General features: G+C 71.0%; 21 protein-coding genes. 6 read left to right on the top strand and 15 right to left on the bottom strand.

All coding sequences use genetic code 11. The features are described 5' to 3' along the window. Window positions 1-193: 193 nt before the first annotated feature. From GXW78_RS15325 to GXW78_RS15350, 6 genes are all read left to right on the top strand, one after another. Window positions 194-1,648 (top strand): lipopolysaccharide biosynthesis protein, encoded by a 1,455-nt coding sequence (locus GXW78_RS15325; protein WP_211869702.1) that lies wholly within the window; start codon window positions 194-196, stop codon window positions 1,646-1,648. After that, on the top strand, window positions 1,645-2,394 hold the full coding sequence (locus GXW78_RS15330) for a YdcF family protein (RefSeq protein WP_211869703.1): 750 nt from the start codon (window positions 1,645-1,647) through the stop codon (window positions 2,392-2,394). The genes GXW78_RS15325 and GXW78_RS15330 overlap by 4 nt, the downstream gene beginning before the upstream one ends. Next, window positions 2,394-3,518 carry a GNAT family N-acetyltransferase gene (locus GXW78_RS15335; protein ID WP_211869704.1) on the top strand — a complete coding sequence of 375 codons (1,125 nt, stop codon included), beginning with the start codon at window positions 2,394-2,396 and terminating at the stop codon, window positions 3,516-3,518. Before GXW78_RS15330 ends, GXW78_RS15335 begins: the two co-directional genes overlap by 1 nt. Further along, the gene (locus tag GXW78_RS15340; protein ID WP_211869705.1) at window positions 3,515-4,699 is read left to right on the top strand and encodes a glycosyltransferase family 4 protein; all 1,185 of its coding nucleotides are present in this window, start codon (window positions 3,515-3,517) and stop codon (window positions 4,697-4,699) included. Before GXW78_RS15335 ends, GXW78_RS15340 begins: the two co-directional genes overlap by 4 nt. Before the next feature lie 431 nt (window positions 4,700-5,130). Then, the gene (locus tag GXW78_RS15345; RefSeq protein WP_211869706.1) at window positions 5,131-7,218 is read left to right on the top strand and encodes an NAD-dependent epimerase/dehydratase family protein; all 2,088 of its coding nucleotides are present in this window, start codon (window positions 5,131-5,133) and stop codon (window positions 7,216-7,218) included. Window positions 7,219-7,229: 11 nt separating this feature from the next. Further along, on the top strand, window positions 7,230-8,315 hold the full coding sequence (locus tag GXW78_RS15350; RefSeq protein ID WP_246522235.1) for a glycosyltransferase: 1,086 nt from the start codon (window positions 7,230-7,232) through the stop codon (window positions 8,313-8,315). Window positions 8,316-8,458: 143 nt separating this feature from the next. Here GXW78_RS15350 and GXW78_RS15355 read toward each other — a convergent pair whose 3' ends face one another. From GXW78_RS15355 to GXW78_RS15425, 15 genes are all read right to left on the bottom strand, one after another. Next, on the bottom strand, window positions 8,459-9,166 hold the full coding sequence (locus GXW78_RS15355; RefSeq protein WP_211869708.1) for an LbetaH domain-containing protein: 708 nt from the start codon (window positions 9,164-9,166) through the stop codon (window positions 8,459-8,461). Further along, window positions 9,166-10,335, bottom strand: coding sequence for a DegT/DnrJ/EryC1/StrS family aminotransferase (locus tag GXW78_RS15360; protein ID WP_211869709.1), 1,170 nt, complete (start codon window positions 10,333-10,335; stop codon window positions 9,166-9,168). The genes GXW78_RS15355 and GXW78_RS15360 overlap by 1 nt, the downstream gene beginning before the upstream one ends. Continuing rightward, entirely contained in the window at window positions 10,335-11,342 is a 1,008-nt protein-coding gene (locus GXW78_RS15365) for an NAD-dependent epimerase/dehydratase family protein (protein WP_211869710.1), read from the bottom strand. Before GXW78_RS15365 ends, GXW78_RS15360 begins: the two co-directional genes overlap by 1 nt. Further along, a complete protein-coding gene (locus tag GXW78_RS15370) occupies window positions 11,326-12,444 on the bottom strand; it encodes a DegT/DnrJ/EryC1/StrS family aminotransferase (RefSeq protein WP_211869711.1) in 1,119 nt (372 codons plus the stop codon). Before GXW78_RS15370 ends, GXW78_RS15365 begins: the two co-directional genes overlap by 17 nt. After that, window positions 12,441-13,466 (bottom strand): Gfo/Idh/MocA family protein, encoded by a 1,026-nt coding sequence (locus tag GXW78_RS15375; RefSeq protein WP_211869712.1) that lies wholly within the window; start codon window positions 13,464-13,466, stop codon window positions 12,441-12,443. Before GXW78_RS15375 ends, GXW78_RS15370 begins: the two co-directional genes overlap by 4 nt. After that, window positions 13,463-13,972, bottom strand: coding sequence for an acyltransferase (locus tag GXW78_RS28310; RefSeq protein ID WP_211869713.1), 510 nt, complete (start codon window positions 13,970-13,972; stop codon window positions 13,463-13,465). The genes GXW78_RS15375 and GXW78_RS28310 overlap by 4 nt, the downstream gene beginning before the upstream one ends. 140 nt (window positions 13,973-14,112) lie before the next feature. Then, a complete protein-coding gene (xrtA, locus tag GXW78_RS15385; RefSeq protein ID WP_211869714.1) occupies window positions 14,113-15,597 on the bottom strand; it encodes an exosortase A in 1,485 nt (494 codons plus the stop codon). Further along, window positions 15,594-16,832: a TIGR03087 family PEP-CTERM/XrtA system glycosyltransferase gene (locus GXW78_RS15390; RefSeq protein WP_246522237.1), complete on the bottom strand. Its 1,239-nt coding sequence runs from the start codon at window positions 16,830-16,832 to the stop codon at window positions 15,594-15,596. The genes xrtA and GXW78_RS15390 overlap by 4 nt, the downstream gene beginning before the upstream one ends. Before the next feature lie 5 nt (window positions 16,833-16,837). Further along, complete coding sequence (locus tag GXW78_RS15395) at window positions 16,838-17,881, bottom strand: FemAB family XrtA/PEP-CTERM system-associated protein (protein WP_211869715.1); 1,044 nt, start codon at window positions 17,879-17,881, stop codon at window positions 16,838-16,840. Window positions 17,882-17,891: 10 nt separating this feature from the next. Next, window positions 17,892-18,776: an XrtA system polysaccharide deacetylase gene (locus tag GXW78_RS15400; RefSeq protein WP_211869716.1), complete on the bottom strand. Its 885-nt coding sequence runs from the start codon at window positions 18,774-18,776 to the stop codon at window positions 17,892-17,894. Then, the gene (locus GXW78_RS15405) at window positions 18,773-19,756 is read right to left on the bottom strand and encodes an ExeA family protein (RefSeq protein WP_211869717.1); all 984 of its coding nucleotides are present in this window, start codon (window positions 19,754-19,756) and stop codon (window positions 18,773-18,775) included. The genes GXW78_RS15400 and GXW78_RS15405 overlap by 4 nt, the downstream gene beginning before the upstream one ends. A 9-nt stretch (window positions 19,757-19,765) precedes the next feature. Beyond that, window positions 19,766-21,442: a TIGR03016 family PEP-CTERM system-associated outer membrane protein gene (locus tag GXW78_RS15410; RefSeq protein WP_211869718.1), complete on the bottom strand. Its 1,677-nt coding sequence runs from the start codon at window positions 21,440-21,442 to the stop codon at window positions 19,766-19,768. A gap of 58 nt (window positions 21,443-21,500) precedes the next feature. Next, a complete protein-coding gene (locus GXW78_RS15415; RefSeq protein ID WP_211869719.1) occupies window positions 21,501-22,403 on the bottom strand; it encodes a P-loop NTPase family protein in 903 nt (300 codons plus the stop codon). Continuing rightward, entirely contained in the window at window positions 22,400-23,872 is a 1,473-nt protein-coding gene (locus GXW78_RS15420) for an XrtA system polysaccharide chain length determinant (RefSeq protein WP_211869720.1), read from the bottom strand. Before GXW78_RS15420 ends, GXW78_RS15415 begins: the two co-directional genes overlap by 4 nt. 3 nt (window positions 23,873-23,875) lie before the next feature. Then, complete coding sequence (locus tag GXW78_RS15425) at window positions 23,876-24,508, bottom strand: XrtA/PEP-CTERM system exopolysaccharide export protein (RefSeq protein ID WP_211869721.1); 633 nt, start codon at window positions 24,506-24,508, stop codon at window positions 23,876-23,878. Window positions 24,509-24,533: the final 25 nt, after the last annotated feature.

Here is a 24,533-nt window from a genome sequence, read left to right on the forward strand (position 1 = left end):
GCGATGGTGAGCATGCCGAGAGCGTACCGCGTTCGGTATGCGTTTTGGCAGTAACGCACGCACCGGTTGTGATTTCTGAGGTTGTGGGACCGATGAGTACAAGAGGTTTCGACGAAACAACCGCTCGCGTGAGCATGCATGCGTGCCTTCGCGGCGCCCTGTTCCGGCCTGCCTGCGCGCCCGGCATGGATCCATGAGCAGCCTTCGCCGCTCCCTGGCGTTCTCCTTCGGCCAGACCTACGGCAGCTACCTGCTCGGCCTCGTCGGCATCGTCGTCCTGTCGCGCCTCCTGACCCCTGCGGAGTTCGGCGTTTTCTCCGTCGGTGCCTCCATCGTGATGTTGGTCAACGCCGTCCGGGATTTCGGGATCGGCACCTTCCTGGTGCAGGAGCCCGAGCTGACGCCGGCGCATCTGCGTTCCGCCGTCACCATCGCTTTCGGCATCTCGGTCTCCTGCGCCCTGGGCCTGTCCGCCGCCGCCGTGCCGATCGCCGGCTTCTACGGGGAGGCGCGCGTCGCCGACATCGTGCTGGTGCTGGCGGCCGGCATGGTGGTCTCGGTCGTCGGCATACCGGGGCTCAGCCTGCTGCGCCGTGACCTCCAGTTCGATGCGCTCGCCGCGATCAACCTCTCGGCCTCGGTGGTACAACTCGGCGTGGTCGTCGCCCTGGCGCTCCTCGGCCACGGCGCGATGAGCCTCGCCTGGGCGACACTGGCCGAGAGCCTGTTCCGTACGACGGCCGCAATTCTCTGCCGGCCGGTGCCGGGCGCTTTCCGGCCCAGCCTCACCGCCTGGCGCAGCGTGCTGGCCTTCGGTGGCTACTCCACCGCGACGGCGATCATCAACGTCTTCCACGACACCCTGCCGAAACTCATCATCGGCCGCCTGCTCGGTGTGGTGCCGGTCGGGCTGTATGGCCGCGCGACGATGGTCTGCGCACTGCCCGACCGGATGTTCGTGAGCGCGCTGCAGCCCGTGATGCTGCCGGCGATGGCCGAGCAGGCGCGGGCAGGGCGCGACCTGCGCGGGCCCTACCTGCTCGCGCTCACGCACATGTCCGCGCTGCTCTGGCCCGGCCTGCTCTGCCTGATCCTGCTGGCCGACCCCATCGTGCGCCTGATGCTCGGCCCGCAATGGGGGGAGGTACCGCCGCTGGTGCGCATCATGGCGCTCGGGTCCCTCAGCCTGTTCCCCGCCTTCATGACCTTTCCCACCATGGTGGCCCTCGGCCGCATCCGCGACACGCTGTGGATGAGCGCGATCTCGGTCCCACCCTCCATCCTCGTGATCCTCGCGCTGTCCCATGTCAGCCTGGAGGCGGTGGCGGCAGCGCAGATCGTCAACGCGCCGCTGCAGGTCGTCGTCGCCATCGTCTTCATCCGCCGACGGCTGCCGATCGCCTGGTCGGACATATTGCGGGCGATCCGCCCCAGCGCCATCGTTGCGGTCTGCGCCGCCGCCATGCCGGCGCTAATGATCGCGCTCGGCGGCTTCCGTCTCGACCTTTCGACGCCGGCATTCGTCCTGGCCATTCTGGGCGCGGCGGCGGGCTGGCTCGCCGGCCTCGCGCTCAGCGGACATCCCATGATGACGGAGGTGAGACAGGTCGCCCGCATGCTTGGCCGCACGGCAAGGCAGGGCGGATGATCGTAACCTTCTTGCAGGGTGCCGCCGCCAGCCTGCTGCTGCCGCCGCTGGGGCTTGTGATCGCCATCGTCGTCCTCGCGCTGCTGGCCTGGCGCGGCTGGCGGCGTGCCGCCTTGGCCTCGGCGGCCGGCGGCGTCGTGCTGCTGCTGCTGTCGACCCCGGTCGTCGCGGGCCTGCTCGCCGCGAGCCTCGACCGCAGCACGCTTGCCGCGCCGGGTGGCGCGCCGGCGCCGGGCGCCATCATCATCCTCGGGGCGGAGATGGCATCCGGCGCGGCGGACGCCGATATCGGGCCGCTGACGCTCGAACGGTTGCGGACAGGTGCGGCGCTGCATCGGCGTCTCGGCCTGCCGATCCTCGTCACGGGCGGGCCGCTGCGGCCGCGCGAGCCGCCGATCGCCGAACTGATGGCGCGCAGCCTCTCGGAGGATTTCGGCACCCCCGCGCGCTGGACGGAAGATGCCGCGCGCGACACGCGGGACAATGCCGCTCTCGCCACGGCCAAGCTGCGCGGCGAGGGCGTCCGCGCCGCTTACCTCGTTACCCACGCCTGGCACATGCCGCGCGCGATGGAGGCCTTCCGCCGCGACGGCTTCGCCGTCATCCCGGCACCGGTCCACCGTCTGCGGACACCCGAAGGCAGCGCCCGGGACTGGGTGCCGCGACCGGATCACCTTGCTTTGACCTGGTACGCGCTGCGCGAGTGGCTCGGCCGGGCCGTCTATGCGGTGAGGGATGGCGGCTGATGCGCGACCTGCTGCTCCGCCAGCCGGATGACGGCACAGGCCATGCCCGCGCTCCTCGCCTGCGGCGGATCGGGCCGGAGGGGCTGCCGGCGTCGCTTGACGCCCTTCTGGCGCCGCCGGAGACGGACCTCGCCGCCAGCCGGCTTTGGTACGATACGACCTGCCGCGTCGCCTTGCCGCCCGGCACGCAGGCGATGCTCGCCGAGGTCGGGCCGCCGGGAACCATGGTCGTGCCGCTGCTGATGCAGGACGGCCGGATCGAGAGCCTCACGACGCCCTACACGCTGCGCTGGCGCCCGTTGACCGCCGCCTGGGCCGGCGCCGTTGCGCTGGAACGGGCGGCGGCCGAGCTCGGCGAGTTGCTGCGCGGGCGCCCTCCCACCCTGTTCCGGGCGATGGATAGCGATGACACGCTGCTCCTGCCGCTCCAGGCGGGGCTGTGGCGCGCCGGGCTCTGGTCGCGTCCCTTCGCGCATTTCGGCAATTGGCACGAGGCGCTGCCGCCGGGCCTGCGCTGGGCGGACTACGTCGCTGCGCGCGAGCAGCCGATGCGCAGCACGCTGATGCGCCGTCGCCGGCGCTGGGAGGACGAGACCCGCATCGACCTTCTGACCGAACCCGGCGCCGCGTTGGAGAAGGGCATTGCCGCCTACATCGACGTCCGCGCGCGAAGCTGGAAAGCCGCGGAGCCGTCGCCCGCCTTCGATCCGGCCTTGATGCGCGGTGCCGCGGCGGCCGGGCTGCTGCGGCTCGGCGTGCTGCGGTCGCGGGCTGACGGCCGGCCGCTCGCCGCGCAGTACTGGGTCGTCTCCGGCGGACAGGCGGCGCTGCTGAAGCTGGTGCACGACGAGGCCGCCCGAACCCTGTCGCCCGGTACCGGCCTGACGGCGGCGATGGTCGCCGCATTGATCGCGGAAGGCGTCGCCGGCATCGATCTCGGCCGGGGCGACGACGGCTACAAGCGGTTCTGGGCGAAGTCGCGCCGCCAGCGCATCGGCATGCTGATCGCCGATCCGCGCCATCCGGCCGGAATGCTCGCGCTCGCGCGGCATGCCGCCGGGCGCGGCTGGCACCGCCTTCGCGGCATCGTGGCGCGCGGCGAAACCGGGGAGGGACCGGCATGAGGATCCTCTACAGCCATCGCATCCAGTCCCATGACGGGCAGGGCGTGCACCTCGAGGCGATGGTCGCCGCGCTGCGGGAGGCCGGGCACGAGGTGCTGGTCGTCGGTCCCGGCCTCTATGACTCGGCCGCGCTCGGCGGCGAGAGCCGGCTCGTGCCGCTGCTCCGCCGTTGGTTGCCCGGCTTCGCGGTCGAGCTGCTCGAACTCGCCTACAGCCTGCCGGCCTATCTGCGCCTGCGCCGCGCGGCCTCCGCCTTCCGCCCCGACGTGATCTACGAGCGGGCGAACCTATTCTTCCTCTCCGGCGCCTGGCTGGCGCAGCGCGGCGGCCTGCCGCTGCTGCTCGAAGTGAACGCGCCGCTCGCCGAGGAGCGCGCCCGCCATGGCCGCCTGCGGCTCGGCCGGTTGGCCCGCGCGACCGAGCGATACGTCTGGCGCGCCGCCGACCGCGTCCTGCCGGTGACGGAGGTGCTCGCCGCGCGCATCGCCGATGCCGGCGTGCCCCGTGCGCGCATCACGGTGGTGCCGAACGGCATCCACCTCGATGCCTTTCCGGACAGCGGCGATGCCCCCGCCGGCCCTACCGTCGTCACCCTCGGCTTCGTCGGCTTCGTCCGCGACTGGCATGGGCTGGACCGCATCCTGCACCTGATGGCCGAACCGGCTGCCGGGCCGCGGCTGGACCTCGTGGTGGTCGGGGAGGGGCCGGCGCGGGCGGGGCTTGAACGGCTCGCGGCCCAGCTCGGTATCGCGCACCGGCTGCGCTTCACCGGCCTTGTTGAGCGGGAGGAGGTGCCGCGCCTCGTCGCGGGCTTCGACATCGCCTTGCAGCCCGCCGCGGTGGAGTACGCTTCGCCGCTCAAGGTCTTCGAGTACATGGCCGCGGGGCGCGCGATCATTGCCCCGGACCAGCCGAACCTGCGGGAGGTGCTGGAGGACGGCCGCACCGCGCTGCTCGTCCCGCCGGGTGATGCCGATGCGCTGCGCGCCGCGCTGCATCGCCTCGTCGCTGATGCCGCGCTGCGCCGCCGCCTCGGCGCCGCGGCGCGCGCCGAGATCCTGCGCCGCGACCTCACCTGGGCCGGCAATGCCCGCCGCGTGATCGGCTTCGCCGAGGCCGAGTGCGTCCGGCGGCACGGCGGCGCGGCGGCCGGCGGGACGGTTGCCGAGGCGGGGCCATGAGCGTGCGCTGCCTGCCGAGTGTCTTCCCAGGCTCCGCCCCAGCGCCTCGCGGGCGAGCTTCTGGGCGATGGCGGGCCGCCATGTGCGCCGGCGACGACAGGCGCGATGCGCCCTCCGCCGCAAGGAATTGTCGTTCGGCAGGGCCGCGGTTGCTATGCTCATCGCCGAGGAAGCGCTGGGCCGGCTCTGCATCCGAGGGCATCCGCTGATGCACGAGATTCGTGGCCTGCTGTGCCCGGTGCGGCGGTGGACATGATCGCAGCGGCGCCATCGTTCATCGTCCTGCTCGGCGTGCCGGCGCTGCCGCGCGGCTGTTCGCCCTGTGTGAACGGGCCGACGCCACGGCGGCGCGGACCGGATTGTGAGAAGCATCATGACGCCAGTGCCGCCGCAGCGGTCATCGGCATCGCCATGACGGAGCGGAGCTCAGCATGAGACGTATCTGCCTGATCGGTGCCGGCAGCATCGCGCGGACCCACGCGGAGGTGTTGCGCGGCTTGCCGGGCGTCTCGGTGGTCGCGATCGCCGATCCGCGTCCCGCGGCGGCGGAGGCGCTATCGCGCTTGCTGCCGGGAGCGCGCCCGGTGGCCTCGGCGGAGGAGGCGCTGTCGGATGGCGGCTTTGACGCTGCGCATGTTCTGACGCCGCCGGACACGCATGCGGCGATCGCGCTGCCTTTGCTCGAAGCGGGCCGCGATGTGCTGATGGAAAAGCCGATGGCTACGTCGCGCGCGGAATGCGATCAGCTCATGGCAGCCGCCGAGGCGGCGGGCGCAGCACTCGGCATCAACCAGAACTTCCTGTTCCATCCGGCGTTCCTCGCCCTTCGCCGGGCCCTGGCGAGCGGCAAATGCGGGCGTCCGCGCTTCGTCGACTGCGTGTACAGCGTGCCGCTGCGTCAGCTCTCGGCCGGGCAGGTTGGGCATTGGATGTTCGCCGCGCCGGTGAACATCCTTCTCGAGCAGGCCGTGCATCCGCTGTCGCAGATCGCGGCGTTGCTCGGCGGCATCGAGGCCGTGGAGGCGATCCCCGACGCACCGCGCACGCTCTGGGAGGGGCGGCGCTTTCACGGCGGGTGGACGGCCACCCTGCGTGGCCGGGATCTGTCCGCGACGCTGCGTTTCGCGGTCGGCGAGAGCTTCCCGCTCTGGCAGGTCAGCGTGCTTTGCGACGATGGCATGATCGTCGCGGATATACTCGGGCACCGCGTCCATCGGCTGGAGCGGACACGCTTCGCCGATCCGATCGACGGGATGGCTGCGCCGGCGTCAGCGGCGGCGACAATGGTTGGGGCCGGTCTGGCCAACGCCGCGCGCTACGGCGCCTCCCTGGTCGGGATCACGAAGCGGAGCGATCCGTTCTTCCGCAGCATGCGGGGCAGCATTGCTGCCTTCCACGCCGCGCCGCAGCGCTTTGAATCGAATGCGACGTTCGGCGCCGCGCTGGTCGGCCTGTGCGAGGACATCGCCGCCCGGCTGCCGGCCGAGGAGAACCGGCCCGCCGCGCCGCAGGCCCCGGCGACGCTGGCGGGCATGGCCGATGTCACGCTGCTGGGCGGCACCGGCTTCATCGGCAAGGCCACGGTTGCGGCGCTGGTGCGGGAAGGCCTCAGCGTTGCCGTCATGGCGCGCGGCACGACGGGGCTGCCGCCGCTTTTCTCGGGGCCGCGCATCCGCCTGCTGCGCGGTGACATCGCCGATCCTACTGCGGTGAAGGAGGCCGTGGCGGGTGCCGGCGCGGTCGTGAACCTGGCCCATGGCGGCGGAGGGGCGGATTTCGCGGCAATCCGGCAGGCGATGGTGGGTGGGGCGGAGATCGTCGCGCAGGCCTGTCTTGCCGCCGGCACGCGCCGGTTGGTGCATGTCGGGTCGATCGCCTCGCTCTATCTCGGTCCTGGCGCGGCATGCGTGACCGGCGCCACGCCGCCTGACCCACAGGCCGGGCGGCGGGCCGACTATGCCCGCGCCAAGGCCGAATGCGACCTGATGCTGCTGCGCCTGCACGCGCAGGAGAAGCTGCCCCTCGTCATCCTGCGGCCGGGCCTCGTGGTGGGGCAGGGGACCTCGCCGTTCCATAGCGGCCTCGGCTTCTTCAATGCCGAGCAGCATGTCATCGGCTGGAACCGTGGCCGCAATCCGCTGCCGTTCGTGCTGGTGGAGGATGTGGCGGCCGCGATCCTCGGCGCCCTGCTGGCAGAGGGTGCGGAGGGCCGATGCTACAATCTGGTGGGCGATGTGCGACCGAGCGCGCGCGAGTATCTCGGCTGGCTCGCCGAGGCGACCGGCCGCCCTGTCCGCTTCCATCCGAAGTTCCCGGACCTGCTGCTGGCCGAGGAAGGTGCCAAGTGGTTGCTGAAGCAGGTGGGCAGGCGGCGCTCCCTGCCGCCGTCGCGCCGTGACCTGCTGTCGCGCGGCCTGACCGCAAGCTTCGATTGCAGCGACGCGAAGCGCGATCTGGGCTGGGTGCCTGAGGCGGATACGCTCCGGTTTCGCACGGCTACCTTTCAGACGGGGCCCTGATGAGCCCGACAATGCCCCTTCTGCTACACGTCTTTGCCAGCTTCGCCACCGGCGGGCCGCAGGTACGCTTCACCAGGCTGGTCAATCGGATGGGAGGTGCCTTTCGCCATGCCGTGGTGGCGATGGACAGCAACTACGATGCGCGGAACCTGCTCGACCCGGCCCTGGATGTGCGGTTTCCTGCGGTATGCGTGGCGAAGCGCGCCGTCGGCGGCAATGTCTTGCGCTTCCGCGCCGCGCTGCGCGCCATCCGCCCGGATCTCCTGGTAACCAGCAACTGGGGAAGCATCGAATGGGCCGGGGCGCGGATCGGCACCGGCGTGCCGCATCTGCATCTGGAGGACGGGTTCGGTCCCGAGGAGCAATCCCGCCAACTTCCGCGCCGGGTCCTCGCGCGCCGCCTGCTGTTGCGACGGGCGACGGTGGTGCTGCCCTCCCGCACGTTGTTCCGCATCGCGCGGGAGGAATGGAAACTGCCGCCGGAACGTCTCAGGTTGCTGCCCAACGGCGTCGACACCAGCCGCTTTGCCCCGGTTGTGCGCGAGGGGCCCGCACGGCCGGTGACCATCGGCACCGTTGCGGCGCTGCGGCCGGAGAAGAATCTCGCCCGGCTGATCCGCGCGATCGCCAGGCTCGGTCCGGATGTCCGGCTCGTCATCGTCGGCGACGGCGCGGAGCGCCCCGCGCTCGAGGCCCTGGCGGCGGCCGAGGGCGTTGCCGAGCGGGTCAGCTTCGCCGGGCATTGCCACGACCCGGCGCCGCTCTACGCCGACTTCGACGTCTTCGCCCTTTCCTCTGACACCGAGCAGATGCCGCTGTCACTGCTGGAGGCGATGGCGGCGGGTCTACCGGTTGCAGCGACGGATGTCGGCGACGTGGCGGAGATGCTCGATCCGCAGCACAGGCACTTCGTCGTGCCGTGCGACGATGCGGCACTGGCCGGCGCGCTCGGTGCACTGGTGCAGGATGCGGATATGCGGCGACAGCTCGGCGCGGCGAACCGCCGGCGCGCCGAGGACCATTTTGCCGAAACCGCGATGGTTGCCGCCTGGGAAGGTCTGTTCCGTGACCTCAGCGCCAAAGGCACGCCGAACTGACGCGCGTACGGTGATGCGCCGTGCAACAAGGCGGGGACGAACAGTGTGTGGCGCCTGACGGGTGACGGTGGTCGACCAGTTCCGCGGTCACCGCGCTCCGCATTGCCGCCGCGAAGCAGGAGGTGACGGCGACGCTCCGGCCGCTAGGCGACCGGCTCCTCGCGTGCCGGCGATGCGGCTGACCTGATTGGACGCGCCGGGTTGCCGGCTACCGTCGTGCCTTCCGGCACATCCTTCACCACCACCGCGCCGAGCCCCACCAGCGCCCCGGCGCCGATCTTCAGACCCTGGCGCACCACGGCCGCGCTGCCGACATAGGCGCCCCTGCCGACGCGCGCGCCGCCGCTGATCGTGCTGCGCGGCGCGAGGATGGCGAAGGGCTCGATCACCGAATCGTGGCCGACGACGGCGCAGGGGCCGATCCAGGCATGCGCCCCCAGCACGCAGCGCCCAGCGACCGACGCGCCGAAGCCGACGCAGCAACCCGGGGCCAGCGTCGCCCGCGTCGATACCGCGGCGCCAGGGTGGACGAGCGTCGCGAAATGCTCGTCCGAGAGACCGGTTCCATCGAGGATTGCGCCGCGTCGCGCATGGCTGCGATCGCTGCCGACCGCGAGCACGAAGCGCGCGCCCGCCAGCTCGCCGCCGGGTGCCGCCAGCAGCCCCGCGGCGGACAGCGGCCCCAGCACCGGCACGCCCATGAAGTCCGGCCCGGCCGCATCGTCGAGCACGCCAGCGACCTGCCAATCCACGCCGGCGGCGCGCAGTGCGGTGACGATGTCGAGTACGTCGAGCGCATTGCCGCTCGCGCCGAGGATGGCGAGCCGCCCCGGCGCGGCGGCCTGTGGCATCAGGCGACGGCGCGCACGGGCGTGGTGCCGGTATCGATCGCGGCGCGCAGCGCCGCGACGACGCAGACCTGCGTATCCGCCGTCATCTGCGGGAACAGCGGCAGCAGAATGGTGCGGTCCTGCGCGCCTTCCGAAGCGGGCAGCGGCACGCGCGGCCTGCGCTCGGCATAGGCGGGCTCGCGATGGATGCACATGATGCCGCGCCTGGTCGAAACACCCCGGTCGAGCATCGCCTGCATCACGCCGCGCTGGTCGATTCCGAGCGGCAGACGGATCGCGAAGGACTGCCAGTTGCTGCGCGCCCAGTTCGGCTCGAACGGCGGCTGCACCTCCGGCACGTGCCGCGCGAGCAGCGCGCGGTAGGAGACCGCCAGTTCGCGCCGTCGCCGCACGATCTCCGGGAGGCGCTTGAGCTGCTCGATGCCGACCGCCGCCTGAATGTCGGTCAGGCGATAGTTGAAGCCAGGCTCCGGGTAGCTCTCGAAGATCACCTGCGCGCTGCCGTGGCGGACCGTATCCGGCACCGACATGCCGTGCTGTCGCAGCAACCGGAAGCGGGCGTCGAGCGCCTTGCTGCGCGTGGTCACCACGCCGCCATCGCCGACGGTGATGACCTTGCGCGGATGCAGCGAGAAGCAGGCGACATCCCCGATCGGAGCGCCGATAGGCTGCCAGGCGCCGTCATAAAGGACGTCGGAGCCGAGGCCGCAGGCCGCGTCCTCGACAACCGGCAGGCCGTGGCGGCGCGCCACCGCCATGATGCCCGTCATGTCGCAGGGCATGCCGATCTGATGCACGCAGAGGATCGCGCGGGTGCGGCGCGTGATCGCCGCCTCCAGCAGCGCGGGGTCCATGGTGAAGGTCCTCTGGTCGATGTCGACGAAGACCGGCTCCGCGCCGCATTGCAGGATGGCATTGGCGCAGGCGATGAAAGTGTGACTGACGGTGATGACTTCATCGCCGGGCTGCACGCCGACGCCGAGCAGCGCGAGATGCAGCGCCGTGGTGCAGTTGGACACCGCGATGGCGTGCGGCGCGCCCACGAGGGCGGCGAAATCCGCCTCGAACTTCGCGACGCGCGGGCCCTGGGTCAGCCAGCCGGAGCGGATCACCTCCGCCGCCGCCGCCGCCTCTTCCTCGCCCACCAGGGGCTGGGTGATGGGGATCATCAGGCCACCTCCTGCCGCACGGTCTTCTCGCGGCGCCACCAGTCGACCAGTTCCGCCATGCCGTGTTCGAGCGGCACGGCCGCCTCAAAGCCGATCGCGTCGCGCGCCGCCCGCGTGCAGGCGAGCCGCCGCGGCACCGGGTTCACCGCGCGCTCCGCCTCATGCACCGGCACCAGGTCGGGCCGGCCCATCACACGGGCGAGCAGCTGCGCGAGGTCGAGCAGGGAGGTCTCGCTGCCGCTGCCGACATTCAGCGCGATGTCCGTGGCGCCCGACGCCGCCGCCAGGACGTTGGCGCACGCGACATCCTTCACGTGGATCATGTCCATCGTCTGCAGGCCGTCGCCGAAGATGATCGGCGCCTGACCGGCCGCGATGCGGTCCATCCAGCGCACCAGCACTTCCGTGTAGCGCCCGTGGATGTCCATGCGCGGGCCATAGACGTTGAAGTAGCGCAGCGCGACATAGTCGAGCCCGTGCATTTCGTTGAAGGACCGGCAGAGCCCTTCGCCGAACATCTTCGTCGCCCCGTACAGCGTGCGGTTGTCGTAGCCGTGCTGCCGCTCGGTCGTCGGGAAATGGTCCGCCATGCCGTAGACGGAGGCGGAGGAGGAATAGACCAGCCGCCGCACCTTGTGGTGCATGCAGGCTTCGAGCAGGTCGTAGGTCGCGGCGGCCATCACCTCGAAGGCGGCGCGCGGCTCCTGCGCGCATTGCGTGATGCGCAGCGCGGCCTGGTGGAAGACGATGTCGCAACCGTCGACGAGGCTGTCGAGCAGCCGCGCGTCCCGGATGTCGCCCTCAACGAGGTGCAGGCGGTTGCTGCCGAGTGCGCGATGCAGGTTCTCCCGCCGCCCGCGCACCATATTGTCGAGGACGAACACCGCCGCACAGCCGGCGGCGAGGAGCTGGTCCACCGTCTGCGACCCGACGAAGCCCGCGCCCCCCGTCACCAGGCAGCGCGCGCCTTGCAGGCCGGGGATGGGCAGGTCAGGCGACGCGTTCATGGATATCCTCGTTGGCCCGCATCAGCGCCCCGCAGATGTGCTGCTGCTGCGCCTCGGTGAGCTCGGGGTAGATCGGAAGGGAGAGCATCTCCCGCGCCAGCCGCTCGGCGACCGGGAAGGCGCCCGCGCGGTAGCCGAGATCGGCGTAGGCCGGTTGGAGATGCACGGGCCGTGGATAGTGCATGCCCGTCGCGACGCCGGCGCCGGCGAGGGCCTCGGCGATCCGGTCCCGCGCCGGGGATCGGATGGCGTAGACATGGTAGACATGCTCGTTGCCCAGTGGCCGCGCGGGCGTTGCGATGCCCGATCCGGACAGCAGGCGGTCATAGATCCGCGCGACGCGCCGCCGCCCCTCGGTCCAGGCCGGCAGATGCCGCAGCTTCACCTGCAGGATCGCGCCCTGGATGCCGTCCATGCGATAGTTGAAGCCGTGCCGCACATGGTTGTAGCGGCCGGCCTGGCCCCAGTCGCGAAGCTGGCGCATCGTCGCGGCCAGCGCCGCATCATCGGTGACGACACCGCCGCCCTCGCCGCAGGCGCCGAGGTTCTTGCCCGGATAGAAGCTGAAGCAGCCGATGGCGCCGACCGTACCGGCGCTGCGTCCTTCCCATTCCGCGCCATGCGCCTGTGCGGCGTCCTCGATCACCGGGATGCCGTGGCGCTCGGCGACGCGGAGGATCGCCTCCATATCCGCCAGCCGGCCATGCAGGTGGACGGGAATGATCGCCTTGGTACGCGGCGTGATGGCGCGCTCGATCAGGGTCGGATCGATGTTGAAGGTGCGCAGGTCGGCATCGACCAGCACGGGCGTCGCGCCGGCATAGCGGATGGCCGCGACCGTCGCGACGAAGGTCATTGCCGTGGTGATGACCTCGTCGCCCGGCCCGATGCCCAGCGCGAGCAACGCCAGATGCAGCGCCGAGGTGCCGGAGTTCAAGGCGATCGCCTCGCGCGCCCCGCAATAGGCGGCGAAGTCATGTTCGAAGGCGTCGACGCGCGGCCCCGAGACATAGGCGCCGCTTGCCAGTGTCTCGAGCACGGCCGCGTCGAGCTCGGTCCTGATGCCCTCGTATTGGGCCCGGATATCCAGCAGGGGGATCATGACGCCTTCCTCAGCTCCGCGATCTCGACGGGGTTGCCGCGCTGGCGCAGCGACAGCATCGCCGCCTCCAGCGTCTCCACCACGCGCAGGCCGCTCTCGCCGGAGGTGATCGGCGTGGTGCCGCGCTCGATGCAGTCCACGAAATGCTCGACCTCGGTGAGCAGCGCTTCCTTCACCGGGATCTGCGGCGCCCACATGTCGCCGGAGCGGTAGGAGATGCGCCGCTCGACCATCCCGGCGTCGTCGCCGACCGAGACGCCGCGGTCATAGACCTTGATCTTCTCGCTGGGTTCGAGGTCGTCCCATACGATCATCTTCTTGCTGCCGCCGATCAGCGTCTGCCGCACCTTCACCGGCGCCAGCCAGTTGACGTTGAGATGCGCGGCGGTGCCGTTCGGGTAGAACAGCGTCAGATGCGCCATGTTCTCCTGGCTGCCGCGGATGTGGCCGCTGCCGCTGGCCGAGACGGCCGTCGGCTTCTCGGCCAGCAGGAAGTCGAGGATCGACAGGTCGTGGACGGCGAGGTCCCAGATCACGTTCACGTCGCGCTGGAACAGGCCGAGATTCACCCGCGTGCTGTCGTAGTAGAAGATGTCGCCCAGCTCGCCGGCGGCGATCAGCTCGCCGATCTTCCGCACCGCGCCGGTGTAGACGAAGGTGTGGTCCACCATCAGGGTCAGGCGGCGGCGCGCGGCTTCCTCGACCAGCATCCGCGCCTCGGCGGAGCGGTCGGTGATCGGCTTCTCGACCAGCACGTGCTTGCCCTTGCGCAGCGCGGCGAGGGCGATTTCGAAATGGCTTGAGACCGGCGTGGCGATCATCACCGCATCGGTCGCAGGGTCGTCCAGCAGGGCGCGCCAGGATTCCACCAGCCGCGCGGCCGGGTAGCGCTTGCCCGCCCGCGCCAGCGCGGCAGGGGAGAAATCCGCGATGGCGGTGAGCGTCGCGCTCTCGGTCTCCGCCACGCTGCGGGCGAGGTTCGGTCCCCAGTAGCCGTAGCCGATGATGCCGATGCCGGTCATGTCGCTATCTCCGCCGTCGCTTTGCGCTGCCCCGCCTTGTCCGCCACCCGCCCGACCACGCGCGCCGGCACGCCGACCGCCAGCGCGCCGTCCGGGATGTCGCGCGTTACCACCGCACCGGCGCCGACCATGGCGCCGCGCCCGATCGTGACGCCCGCGACGATGGTGGCGTTGGACCCAATGGAGGCCCCGCGACGCACCAGCGTCGGCACCACCTGCCAGTCCGCCTCCGTCTGCAATGCGCCGCCCTCGGTGGTCGCGCGCGGATACAGCTCGTTGGTGAAGACCACGCCGTGCCCGATGAAGACCTCGTCCTCGATCGTCACCCCCTCGCAGATGAAGGAATGGGAGGAAATCTTGCAGCGCGAGCCGATGGTGCTGCGCTTCTGCACTTCGACGAAGGGACCCACCTTCGTACCACTACCAATTGTGCAGCCGTACAGATTCACTAATTCCGGGTGAGTGATCAGAACATCGTCGCCCAGGTCTGCATTCTTGATCGGCATGGTCCGACCATCCTCCATCTCAAGATTTACTGCAATCCCGAAATGATGAAGCGGACCGAAATTTCGTATGAATATGTGCGACAAATTACAGAGGGAAGGAGGGTAGAATTACTTTTCTGAAGGATTTTACACTCACGAATTCAGTGTCGGTTCACAGAAGGAGGCCACGCGTGTGAACCAAGCGGCGGCGACTGCGCCGCCAGGATCGCAGCGGACAGGCGGCGCGCCCGTTCGGGCGCAATATCCGATGCCGAATGCAGGTCGAGGATCGCGAGCACCGGTCTGCCACCCCCGCCCGCCAGGCTCCGCCACGCCTGCCGCACGCGGGTCGCAAGCCCGTCATCCACGGCCTCGCCATCGAGCGACGCCAGCGTCGCGACCCAGGCGCGGCGCTCCGCCGCGCTACGCAGCCGCCAGGCCCCGTCATCCGCGTGCAGCACGAAGGTCAGCGCCAGGTCGTCGGCCCCGCTCGCCTGCCGCCGCGCCGCCGTCACCGCAGACCAGCCAGAGTGTGGCGCGAAGACCAGCAGCCGCGCCGTTGCCACGGTTCGCTCGCAGTGCAGTGCCTCGTCCCGGGCCACGCAGCCGGCCGGCGCGGTCAGTGCCACGGCCAGCATTCCGGGCGGAGCCGCCGTACCGTTCAGGCGGGTCGCCGCGGCCTGTGCAGCGGCCGGCAGCAACAGAACGAGGGCCGCGGCCATGCCGGTCCGCATCGCGCCGGGCGGCGCGTCGGGCTGGCCGGACGCGGCGCGTGGCGGCGTAGCCGCGTCCTGTTCCCGCAGTGCCATCCCGGCCAGCACCAGCAGGACGAGGACGACGGCGAAGAAGCCCCAGCCATAGATGACATGGTCCGCCGCCGCCGCGTCGGCACTGCCGACATGCTGAGCGAGCGTCACGATGCCCAAGGCGCGCAGTCCGTTCGCGAACACCGGCACGACCAGCGATGCCAGCACCATGGCCAGGCGCCGCCACGGGCTGCGGAACATTTCCACCGCGAACAGCACGCCGAAGGCCAGGCTCGCGATCAGGAAACGCAGCCCTGCGCAGGCCTCGGCAACGTGGAAGGTGCCGGCCGGGGTCTCGATCAGCAGCCCTTCCGCATGGAAGGGCGTGCCCGCCACGGAGAGCCCCGCCTGGATCATCGCCCCTGTCAGCCGCTGCAGCGGCGGCACCAGGAAGGCACCGAAGGGCACCAGGAACACCAGGTAGCCCAGAGGCACCGCCATGCGCCGCGCCACGTCCCAGCCGAGCACGGCCAGCACCAGTGCCCACAGCATTCCGATCGCCGCAAGCTGGCGCCCTTCCATCACCCCGAGCCGCTCCGCCGCCAACCATGCCAGCGCCGGTGGGACGGCGGCCAAGGCCAGCCATGGGGAGGGTTCCGGGCCTTGCCCGGGCAGCAACACCCGCCGCCGCCAGGCGAGCCACGCCGCCACCGGCAGCACGAGGAAGCAATGACCGTAGGCGCTCGACCCGCGCCAGGTGCCGATTGCCTGCGCGATTTCAGTACGGAACAGCACCCCCCAGAACAGCAGGGCCGGCAGCAGCACGAGCAGGGCAGGGCGCCACAACTCGCGCGCACCGGCGGCGGCCCCGACCCCGGCGAGCCCGCCCGCCGTCTTCACGGCACGGTCTCTGCCGGCACCCGCCCGGTGTCGGCTCGGGCCAGCGCTGCGTCCAGCCGCCGCAAGGTGGCGCGCCAATCATGCCCTGCTGCCATCGCCATCCGCGCCGCGGCCCCAAGCCCCCCATGGCCCCCGGCAAGGACCGATTGCACCGCGGCAATGGTTGCCGCCGGGCCGTCGGCCACCAACAGGTCGCGGCCAGCCCGCGCCTGCACGCCTTCGAAGGCCTCTGGCGACGCGACCACCGGGCGGGCCATCGCCATCGCCTCCAGCACCTTGTTCTGGATGCCGCGGGCGATGCGCAGCGGCGCCACCGCCACGGCGGCATGGGCCATGTAGGGGCGGGTGTCCGGCACCGCGCCCGCCACGTGCACGCCGGGCAGCGCGGCGAGCGCACGCACCGCGTCGGCCGGCCGCGCGCCGACGATGTGGAAATGCGGCGGCCTCGCCTGGCCGGCGCGCAGCGCGGGCAGTACCTCCTCGGCGAACCACGTCACCGCCTCGATGTTCGGGCGGTAGTCCATGGTGCCGGTGAAGACGATCGCCGGCGCCTCCTCGCCATAGGGATCCGGCGTTGCGCGGGACGGGTCGAAGTGGTCGAGGTCCACGCCGTTGGCCACCCAATCGATCCGCGCCGCGCATTCAGGGGCGAGCTCGACGAAGCGCGCGGCTTCCTCCCGCGAGACCAGCAGCGTACGATCGAAGGCCGCAGCGGCGCGACGCTCGAAGGCGAGCAGCGTGCGTGCCTCCCGGGCCCAGATATGGCGCATCGGCAGCCGCGCATCGGCGGCGTAGGCGAGCCATTTCTCGGAATCGACGTCCACCATGTCGAGCACGCGCCGCACGCCACGCAACTCCGGCCCGAGCACATAGGGCGCCATCGCCGAGGAATAGGCGACCACGGCGTCGTAGCGCCCCTCCGCCAGTCCCTGCCGCACCCAGGCGGCGAGACTTGCGTCGCGGAACCAGCCGAGGCTCATCGGCTGGCCCGGCCGCAGCCCGCGCAGCGCCCGCGCGAAGCGGCTGCCCGGCGCGATCACCGCATGTTCGACCCTCGCGCAGCGGCAGCGCAGGTCGTTGAGGTATTGCAGGTCGTCCGGGTCGTCGACGAGGCAGCCGAGATCGACCTGCCAGCTGCGCGTCAGATGGTCCAGCATGTGCCAGGCGCGGATCTTGTCGCCTTTGTTGGGCGGGAAGGGGATCCGGTGGGCAAGGAAGAGCAGTCGCTGCATCATGGCTTTCACCCCAGCCCGCGCACCAGGCGCGGCCCGATCAGGTTCGCCACCGCCAGCGGCAGGCGCTTCCAGGCGGCGATGACCAGCCGGTATTTCGGGTTGTTCGGGTTGTTGTCCGGCACGGTGGCGCCGGGCGCGAGCTGGTAGCAGTAGCTCAGGGCCATCGGCTCGAAGCCCCAGTTCTTCTTGAAGGCGAAGGCGCCGGTGTCGAGCTTGCTGCGGCCGAAATCGAACATCGTGGCGCCGCGGTCGGCGCCCGCGCGGCGCATCACCTCCCAGTACATCAGGTCGGCGGCGGCGAGGCCCCGTGCCGCCCGCGTGCCGCCGCCGTAGTAGGGCAGCACCTCGTCCCGGAAATGGAAGTTCAGCACGGCTGACACCGCGTTGCCCTCATGCAGCACGGTCGTCACGTCGTGCGCATCGGGGAAGGCGGCGGCGAGTAGGCGGAAGTAGCGGCGCGGAAACACCGGCGAGCCGAGATTCCGCACGCTCTCGGCATAGACGCGATGCAGTCGGTCGACATCGCCATCCGTCACTGCCGCCAGCCCGCGCTTCATCGCCTTGCGCACCTCCGCGCGCTGCTTGCGCGGGATGTTGCGTTCGAGATCCTTGGCGTCATCGCCGGTGATCGCGATGGGCTTGCGGAAGGTGAAGTAGAGCGGCGCGCGGGTGCGCCAGCCCTCGTCTGGCACCTCCCGCCGCCGGAACTCCAGGCAGGGCACACCGAGCCGCCGCTGCGTCCCGACGGCATGCGCCTCGAGGGCCGCCGCCGCCTCCGGCGTCGCCGCGACCGGCCCGCCATAGACGCAGAAGGGTGTCGAGGCGAGCAGGTCGCCGAACAGCCGCGTCCGCATGCGCGCCAGCGGCAGCACGCCCACCACCGCCCCGTCCTGCTCGGCATAGGCATAGTGCGTCCCGTGCCCGAAGGCCTCGCGGATGACGCGCGCCCAGGGGCTCAGGTGGAAGAAGGTCGCTGCCGGACTTTCACGCACGAAGGCGTCCCAGGCGGGGGCGGAACGCTCGTCCAGATCGCGGATGCGGACTGACATCGCATCCTCCTCACGCGGCCGCGGCGCCGGCGGGCGCCTCGGCCTCGCCGATCGCCCCGGCGAAGACGCGGTCCACGCGGCCCCAGGCGAAGTCGTGCAGCAGCCGGGCGATGCGGCTCTCCATCGATCCCTGGCGCGCGTAGTGGCGGAAGCGGGCGCGCGCCGGCGCGGCCGCGAGGCGCGGCTGCCCCGGGTCGATCTCCCAGGGATGGAAGTAGAAGATGCCTGCGCGGTCCTCGACGGCGTTCACCCGCTTCAGCGCGGCGCGGAACAGCGGATAAGGCGCAAGGCGGAACCAGCCTCCCCCTGCGCAGGGCAAGTTGCGCCCGAAGGCCCGCAGCGTGGTCATCGGCAGCTCCGGCACGCCTTCGGGGTCCGGGCAATGCGGCCCGCGCGGCGCATCCGGCGCTCCGTAAAGGTCATGGCCCACCGGGAAGACCGAACTGCTGTAGCGGTAGCCCTCCTCGGCCAGCACGCGATGCGCCCAGGGCGTGATCGCCGGGCCGATCGAGAAGGTCGGCGCACGGTATCCGCGCACGGCCACGCCCGCGATGTCCTCCAGCGTCCGCTTCGCGCGACGGATGTCGTCGCGGAAGCGCCTGGCGCCGATCGCATGGACCAGCTCATGGCCCTGGCCGTGGCTCGCGATCTCATGCCCCTCTGCCGCGATCCGCCGCACCAGCGCCGGGTGCCGGTCCGCCACGCAGCCCAGGATGAAGAAGGTCGCCTGCGCGCCCACGCCCGAAAGCTGGGCCAGGATGCGGTCGGTGCTCGCCTCGACGCGCGTGTCGAAGCTGTCCCAGCGATCGCGAGGGATCACACCGGCGAAGGCCTGGACCTGGAACCATTCCTCGACATCGACGCTCATGGCGTTGCGGCGCGGCTTGCGGGTCATCGGCGGGACCTCGCGGCGCGGTCGTCGAACAGTTCCTGCAGCCGGCGGAACACGCGTTCGCGCCGCGCTACCTCCCGTTCCAGGTCGGCAAGGCGGTCGGCTAGGTCCCGGATCACCCCGGATGTCGCATCGGCCGGAAGGTCGGGCATGTCGGGGCTGCAGATTTCGCTGAGGTCCTGTTCCAGCTCCAGCGCCACGGAATCCACCAGGTCGGCGTCGAGTTCCGTGCGTTGGTCGAGCGAGCCCGCCAGCAGGATGCGCGAGCACAGCCGGTTGATCCGCCGCGGAATTCCGTCCGTATGCTGGTGGACGACGTCGAGCGCGCCTTCCACCCATGCCGGCTGTCCGACCCAGCCCACCGCCGTCATCCGGTGGCGGACATAGGCATGCGTCTCCTCCCGCGTCAGCCCGCCGAGGTGATAGGCGGCAAGCACGCGCTGCCGAAGCTGGTCGAGATCTGGCCGCGCGAGCGTGCGCCGCAGCTGAGGCTGACCCATCAGCACGACCTGCAGCAGCGCCTGCTCGCCCTCTGTGACGTTGGACAGCATGCGCAGCTCCTCCAGCGCGCCGACCGGCAGCGCCTGCGCCTCGTCCACGATCAGCACGTGCTGGAGGCCGCGGCGGGAGATGCCGTCCCACAGCGTGCCGACGATGGTGCGCAGCAGCTCCGCCTTGCTGCCGGCAGGGGAGGCGCCGAAGGCCACGGCGACGAGGCGCAGCAGGTCTTCCGCCTCTACCTGCGTCGTCATCACGCGGGCAACGACATGCCCCTTCGGCACCAGCTCCGTGCAGAGCCGTTCGATCAGCGTCGTCTTGCCGGCGCCAACCTCCCCGGTGACGACGACGAAGCCCTCGCGCTGCGCCAGGCCGAACAGCAAATGCGCATAGGCACGGTTGTGCACGGTGCTCGGGAAGAACAGCCGTGCATCCGGCGTCATCTGGAAAGGGTGTTCTCGGAAGCCGTAGCAGTCGATCTTCATCGGGGCCCCCTAGAAGCTCTGGCTCACGCCGATCATGATCGTCGCCTGGCCGTAACCCGTGTCGGGCTGCTTCGTGGTCTGGCTGGCGTAATAGATCTGGGCGATGCCCGTCAGCCCGCGCCCGAGCTGGTGCGAGATCCCGGCGGTGAGGTAGAGCGCGTCGAGCGAAGGGTCGTTGCCGTACTCGCTGCGGCCGTACTGCACGCTCGCGGTCACCGCGGTCTCGGTCGAGACCGCGTGCGTCCAGGAGATACCGCCATAGTAGCCGGTGGATTTCGCGATGATCGTCCCCGGCATCGCCGAGACCGGGGTCTGCTCCTGGTAGTAGGCGAACAGGCTGACGCTGTCGCGCGGCCAGCTGAAGGTGAGCGCGACGCTGCCGTTCTTGATGCGGTAGAGCCCGCTGGTCGACGGGAAGAAGGGGTTGGCATAGAGGACCGGCGCGCCAGTCTGCGCATCGATCGGGTTGCCCAGCCGGTCGAGCGTCGTGGTCGCCAGCAGGTCCTGTCCTATCGTGGCGGAGGTCCCCAGCCGCTCGATGTAGCTCGCGGTCAGGCGCGTATAGGCGCCGAGCTGGATGCCGGCCTCGAGCGACGGTGAGTCGAAGCCGCCGCGATGCCCGTAGCGCGCCACCAGGTAACTCTCCGGCGTCGGTGTCAGCCGCACCCCGACCGACCAGATGGCGTCATTGATGCGCTGCGGGGCGGTACCGCCATACTCGATGCTCTCGTAGCCGCCCTCGAGCAGCACGGCGATCGTCGGCAGGATGGCGTAGCGACCCTCCAGCGCCGCCACGAAGACATGCGCGTCGTCATACACGCCGTCGCCGATGAAGGCGGTGCCGTCCACCCGCGCCTGCAGCGCCAGCCGCCCGAGGTCCTCGCCCGACCGCACGACGACATAGCCGCGGTTGGCGATGTAATCATCGTCGTTGAAGAACGGCTGCGCGGTGCCGGGTGCGAAAGTATTCGTGCCGGTCTGGCTGGAATACTGAAACACGTAGCCGATCTGGGCTGTCGCAAGGCTGCCGAAGCGATGCACGTAGTAAGGCGAGGCCGAGAAATTGTAGTACTGGACCTGGTTGTCGCGCTGTGCGTTCTGCGCCGTGCCCGGCGCGAAGCCCCCCGTGGCGGTGCCGACCGAGGCGGAACCCCGGATGTCGAGGAACAGCGCGCCCGGCACCAGCTCGGCGAGGACCTGTCCCGAACCGATCTGGGACACGGTGTTCTGGTCCGAGTAGTGGGCATATAGCCGTACGTTCGGCGTGTAGCTCAGCGTCGCGCGGACCCGCGCCGTCGCGCCGTCGACGACGATGCCCGGCACGATCTCCAGGAAGACGTCCGCGCGCGGATCGTGCCGAGCCTGATAGACATTGTTGGTCGCGCCGCCGAACAGGCCGATGCTGGGCGTCACCGTCCAGGCACGCGTTGCGGCTTCAGGCTCGGCGCCGCTGAACGTCGCGCCGAAGGGCCCGAGCCGCACCGGCGCCGCCACCGCGGCACCCCCCACGGGGTCGCCGAGCGACCCGCCGCCGATTGGCGCCCCGACGGGCCCTGCCGGGACGGCCGCGCCGGTTTCGGCTGCCATGCCCGCGGCGGGTGAAGCCGGGGTTGCGGGCGTGCCGGCGGTCGCCGGCGTGCCGATGGTCGCCACGCCGGATCCGGTGTCCTGTGCATGCAGCGACACGGGGGCGAGCAGCGCGGCCGCGACGGCCGCACCTTGCCATCGCAACGGTGCCACTGGGCTAGGCTGCCTCGGGGCTTGGTTGGCCATTATAGGCTCCATGGGCGCCGAAGCTGTCGTTCACGGTCAGTCCCGCCCGGTTCAGCAGCAGGCGGATGTCCGGGCAGGCCTCGATGACGTCGAGCGCGGCCTCGACCTCGTTGCGCTGCGTCTTCTCAGCGAGCACCACCAGCACGATCTGGCCGGCGATCGGCGCCATGGCTCCGGCATCCGCGGCGGCCAGCGCCGGCGGCATGTCCAGGATGATGAGATGGTCGGGGAAGGCGGCGGCGATCTGCCGCACCGCCGCCGCCAGCGCATCGGCGCCCGGTGCCTCCCCGGCGCCGGGCAGCCCATCATTGGTCAGCACCGACAGCCGCGGGATCGCGGTACGGCACAGCAGCGTGGCCGGGGCGAGCGATGGCGACGCCGCCAGCGCCCGCAGCCCCGGCGTCCCGCCAAGGCCCAGCATCTCCCCGAGTGACCCGCGACGGCCATCCGCATCGATCAGCAGCACCGGTGCGGCGACGCCCTCGGCGATGGCTGCGGCGACGTTCAGCGAGGTGAAGGTCTTCCCCTCGCCCGGCGCCGCGCTGGTGACCATCACGACGCGGGCGCAGCGCGGATCGCCCGGCGGCAGCGCAGGAATGCCGCGCAGCAGCTGATGGCGAACCAGTTCGATCTCCTCGGCCAGGCGCGACCGACCCTCGCCCCGCGGCCGCGGCAGCAGCCCGGCGTGCTCGAGTTCGGCCTGGCTGACGACCGGCCGGGTATCGCCTTCGGGCGACGCCGGCGCAGGCGCAGGCGCCGGCGGTGGCGGCGCGATGGGATCGGGCGCGATGGCCGCACGAGCGCCGGTGGGCCGTTCCTCGGCCTCATGCAACGCCTCGACGGCGCGCTCGACAAGGTGCGCACGTCCGGTCATGCGATGAACCTCGCCATCAGACCGCTGCCGCCGATCACCCCTCCGCAGGCGAGCAACAGGAGTGCGACCCCGCTTGCAAAGGCCGCCGTATCCGCCGCGTGGCGCTTCGGCCTTGCATCGGACACCACGCCCAGGACAGGCAGGCCGATCCGCCGCAGCTCGCCCGGCGTGTAGAAGGCGCCGTCGAGCTGCACCAGCAGCACGGCGAGCCCCACCCCGGCAGCGAGCCCGACGACCAGCACGGCCGCCGCCATCAGCCCGCGCTTCGGCGCGACCGGCAGGGTCGGCACCGTCGGCGGATCGATGATCTCCACCTTGGCGCGCTCGGCGCTGGTGCGCGCGGCCTCGCCGATCTGGATGGACTCGCGGCGCGCCAGCAGTTCCTCATAGTTGCGGCGCATCACCGTGTAGTCGCGGTCGAGGGCGAGGAACTCCGCCTGCACGCCCGGCGCATTGCGGGCCATGTCGGTCAGCCGCTCCAGCTCCAGTTCGCCGTCGCGCACCTGGCGTTCCAGCGAGGCGACCGCCGCTTCGGCATCAACGAGCTGCAGCGCATGCTGCTGCTGCTCCTGGGACGGCCGGGCGGGCGCGGCGCCGGTATCGGCCGGGCGCGGCGCCGCGCGGGCCGCCGCGAGCTGATTGCGCGCGGCGATCACGTCCGGATGCTGGTCGGTATAGCGCAGCCGCAGCTCGCGCAGCCGGCGTTCGGCGTCGGCCGCCTGGGCGCTGATGCCACCGCGGCGCGCGACGGCCGGCGCTTCGGCGATCTGCTGCTTCAGCAGGTCGCGGCGGGTGATGGCGTCCTCCAGCTCGCCGCGAAGCTGCTGCAGCCGGCTGCGGATGGCATCGAGCCGCGGCACGTTGCCATCGAGCGCGAGCAGGTCGGCATAGCGTGCCTGGAAATCGGCCCGCCGGCGCTCCGCTTCGCGAAGCTGCTGCTCATAGGAGGCGATCTGCCGCGCGACGAAGCTGCGGGCATTCTCCATCTGGCGGCGATCCGTGCCGGTCGCTGCCTCCGCGAACAGCGTCAGCACGGCCTGCACCACGTCCTTGGCCATCTGCGGGTCGGTGTCGCGGTACTCGATGGTGAACAGGTTGCGCGTCGACGGCGTCAGCCGGATGTCGGTCATCAGCCGCAGGACCATTCCCTCCTGCGCGTCCGGGGTGGCAGCGCGCAGGTCGAGCCCCGTGCGCGCGATGATGCGCTCCACATTGGGCCGGCTGAGCAGCGTGCGCTGGAGCATCTCCACCTGGCCGGCCGGCGTCGGGTCGATGGCAATGCCGCGCAGGACGGTGCCAAGCAGCGCGTCAGGGTCGGCATAGATGCGCGCCTGCGCCTGATAGCGGTTCGGCATGAGCTGCACGGCGGTCCAGCCGAGCGTGCAGACCAGCCACGCGAGGGCGAGCGCTTTCCAGCGGTGCCGCCATCCGGCCGCCGCGTGGCGCTTGATAAGAGCGTGCATCTCCATGGATCAGAACCACGCCTGGGGGATCAGCAGCGTGTCGCCCGGTCGCATCGGCACGTCCTGCGACATGTCGCCATCCCGCAGCAGGTCGTTGAGCCGCACGCGCTGGACCGTGCGGGTGCCGTCCGGCCCGGCGCGACGCACCAGCTCCGCCCGGTTGCCAGCGGCGTAGCGCGTCAATCCGCGTGCGGTGATCATCACGTCGAGGAGCGTCATGCCTTCGCGATAGGGCATGGCGCGGGGCTCCGTGGCCTCACCGATCACGCGGATCTGGCTCTCTGGCGCGCCCACGAAACTGCGCACCATCACCGTCACATTGGGTTCGACGACATAGCGACGAAGCCGTGTCTCGAGCTCGCGCGCCAGCACGGTCGGCGTCTTGCCCGCGGCTTGGACGTCCGGAACCAGCGGAATGGACAGCCGCCCATCGGGCCGGACGGGCAGCGCCGTCGCGCTGAGGTCGGGCGCGAGGTGGACGAAGATATCGAGGGTGTCACCCGGACCGATCACGTAGGTCGGCGCCGCTGCCACGGAAGGGGCGGCAGGCAATGCCGTCTCGCGCGGCTCCGCACAGGCCGCTGGCAGTAGGAGCAACGCCACGAGGAATGGGTGAAAGCGACGGGACCGGTGTGCGGACATGACGGGGGGGACTCCGCGGCGCCTG

The organism is Neoroseomonas terrae, from assembly GCF_018129025.1.
Taxonomy (GTDB): Bacteria; Pseudomonadota; Alphaproteobacteria; order Acetobacterales; family Acetobacteraceae; genus Neoroseomonas; species Neoroseomonas terrae.

Coding starts and splice junctions, on each gene's coding strand:
- GXW78_RS15400 (WP_211869716.1), bottom strand. CDS start 18,776: ATGACCCGCAAGCCGCGCCGCAACGCCATGAGCGTCGATGTCGAGGAA.
- GXW78_RS15415 (WP_211869719.1), bottom strand. CDS start 22,403: ATGACCGGACGTGCGCACCTTGTCGAGCGCGCCGTCGAGGCGTTGCAT.
- GXW78_RS15335 (WP_211869704.1), top strand. CDS start 2,394: ATGCGCGACCTGCTGCTCCGCCAGCCGGATGACGGCACAGGCCATGCC.
- GXW78_RS28310 (WP_211869713.1), bottom strand. CDS start 13,972: ATGCCGATCAAGAATGCAGACCTGGGCGACGATGTTCTGATCACTCAC.
- GXW78_RS15365 (WP_211869710.1), bottom strand. CDS start 11,342: ATGAACGCGTCGCCTGACCTGCCCATCCCCGGCCTGCAAGGCGCGCGC.
- GXW78_RS15375 (WP_211869712.1), bottom strand. CDS start 13,466: ATGACCGGCATCGGCATCATCGGCTACGGCTACTGGGGACCGAACCTC.
- GXW78_RS15340 (WP_211869705.1), top strand. CDS start 3,515: ATGAGGATCCTCTACAGCCATCGCATCCAGTCCCATGACGGGCAGGGC.
- GXW78_RS15360 (WP_211869709.1), bottom strand. CDS start 10,335: ATGATCCCCATCACCCAGCCCCTGGTGGGCGAGGAAGAGGCGGCGGCG.
- GXW78_RS15370 (WP_211869711.1), bottom strand. CDS start 12,444: ATGATCCCCCTGCTGGATATCCGGGCCCAATACGAGGGCATCAGGACC.
- GXW78_RS15350 (WP_246522235.1), top strand. CDS start 7,230: ATGCCCCTTCTGCTACACGTCTTTGCCAGCTTCGCCACCGGCGGGCCG.
- GXW78_RS15330 (WP_211869703.1), top strand. CDS start 1,645: ATGATCGTAACCTTCTTGCAGGGTGCCGCCGCCAGCCTGCTGCTGCCG.
- GXW78_RS15405 (WP_211869717.1), bottom strand. CDS start 19,756: ATGAAGATCGACTGCTACGGCTTCCGAGAACACCCTTTCCAGATGACG.
- GXW78_RS15395 (WP_211869715.1), bottom strand. CDS start 17,881: ATGTCAGTCCGCATCCGCGATCTGGACGAGCGTTCCGCCCCCGCCTGG.
- GXW78_RS15390 (WP_246522237.1), bottom strand. CDS start 16,832: ATGATGCAGCGACTGCTCTTCCTTGCCCACCGGATCCCCTTCCCGCCC.
- GXW78_RS15325 (WP_211869702.1), top strand. CDS start 194: ATGAGCAGCCTTCGCCGCTCCCTGGCGTTCTCCTTCGGCCAGACCTAC.
- GXW78_RS15355 (WP_211869708.1), bottom strand. CDS start 9,166: ATGCCACAGGCCGCCGCGCCGGGGCGGCTCGCCATCCTCGGCGCGAGC.
- GXW78_RS15420 (WP_211869720.1), bottom strand. CDS start 23,872: ATGGAGATGCACGCTCTTATCAAGCGCCACGCGGCGGCCGGATGGCGG.
- GXW78_RS15345 (WP_211869706.1), top strand. CDS start 5,131: ATGAGACGTATCTGCCTGATCGGTGCCGGCAGCATCGCGCGGACCCAC.
- GXW78_RS15425 (WP_211869721.1), bottom strand. CDS start 24,508: ATGTCCGCACACCGGTCCCGTCGCTTTCACCCATTCCTCGTGGCGTTG.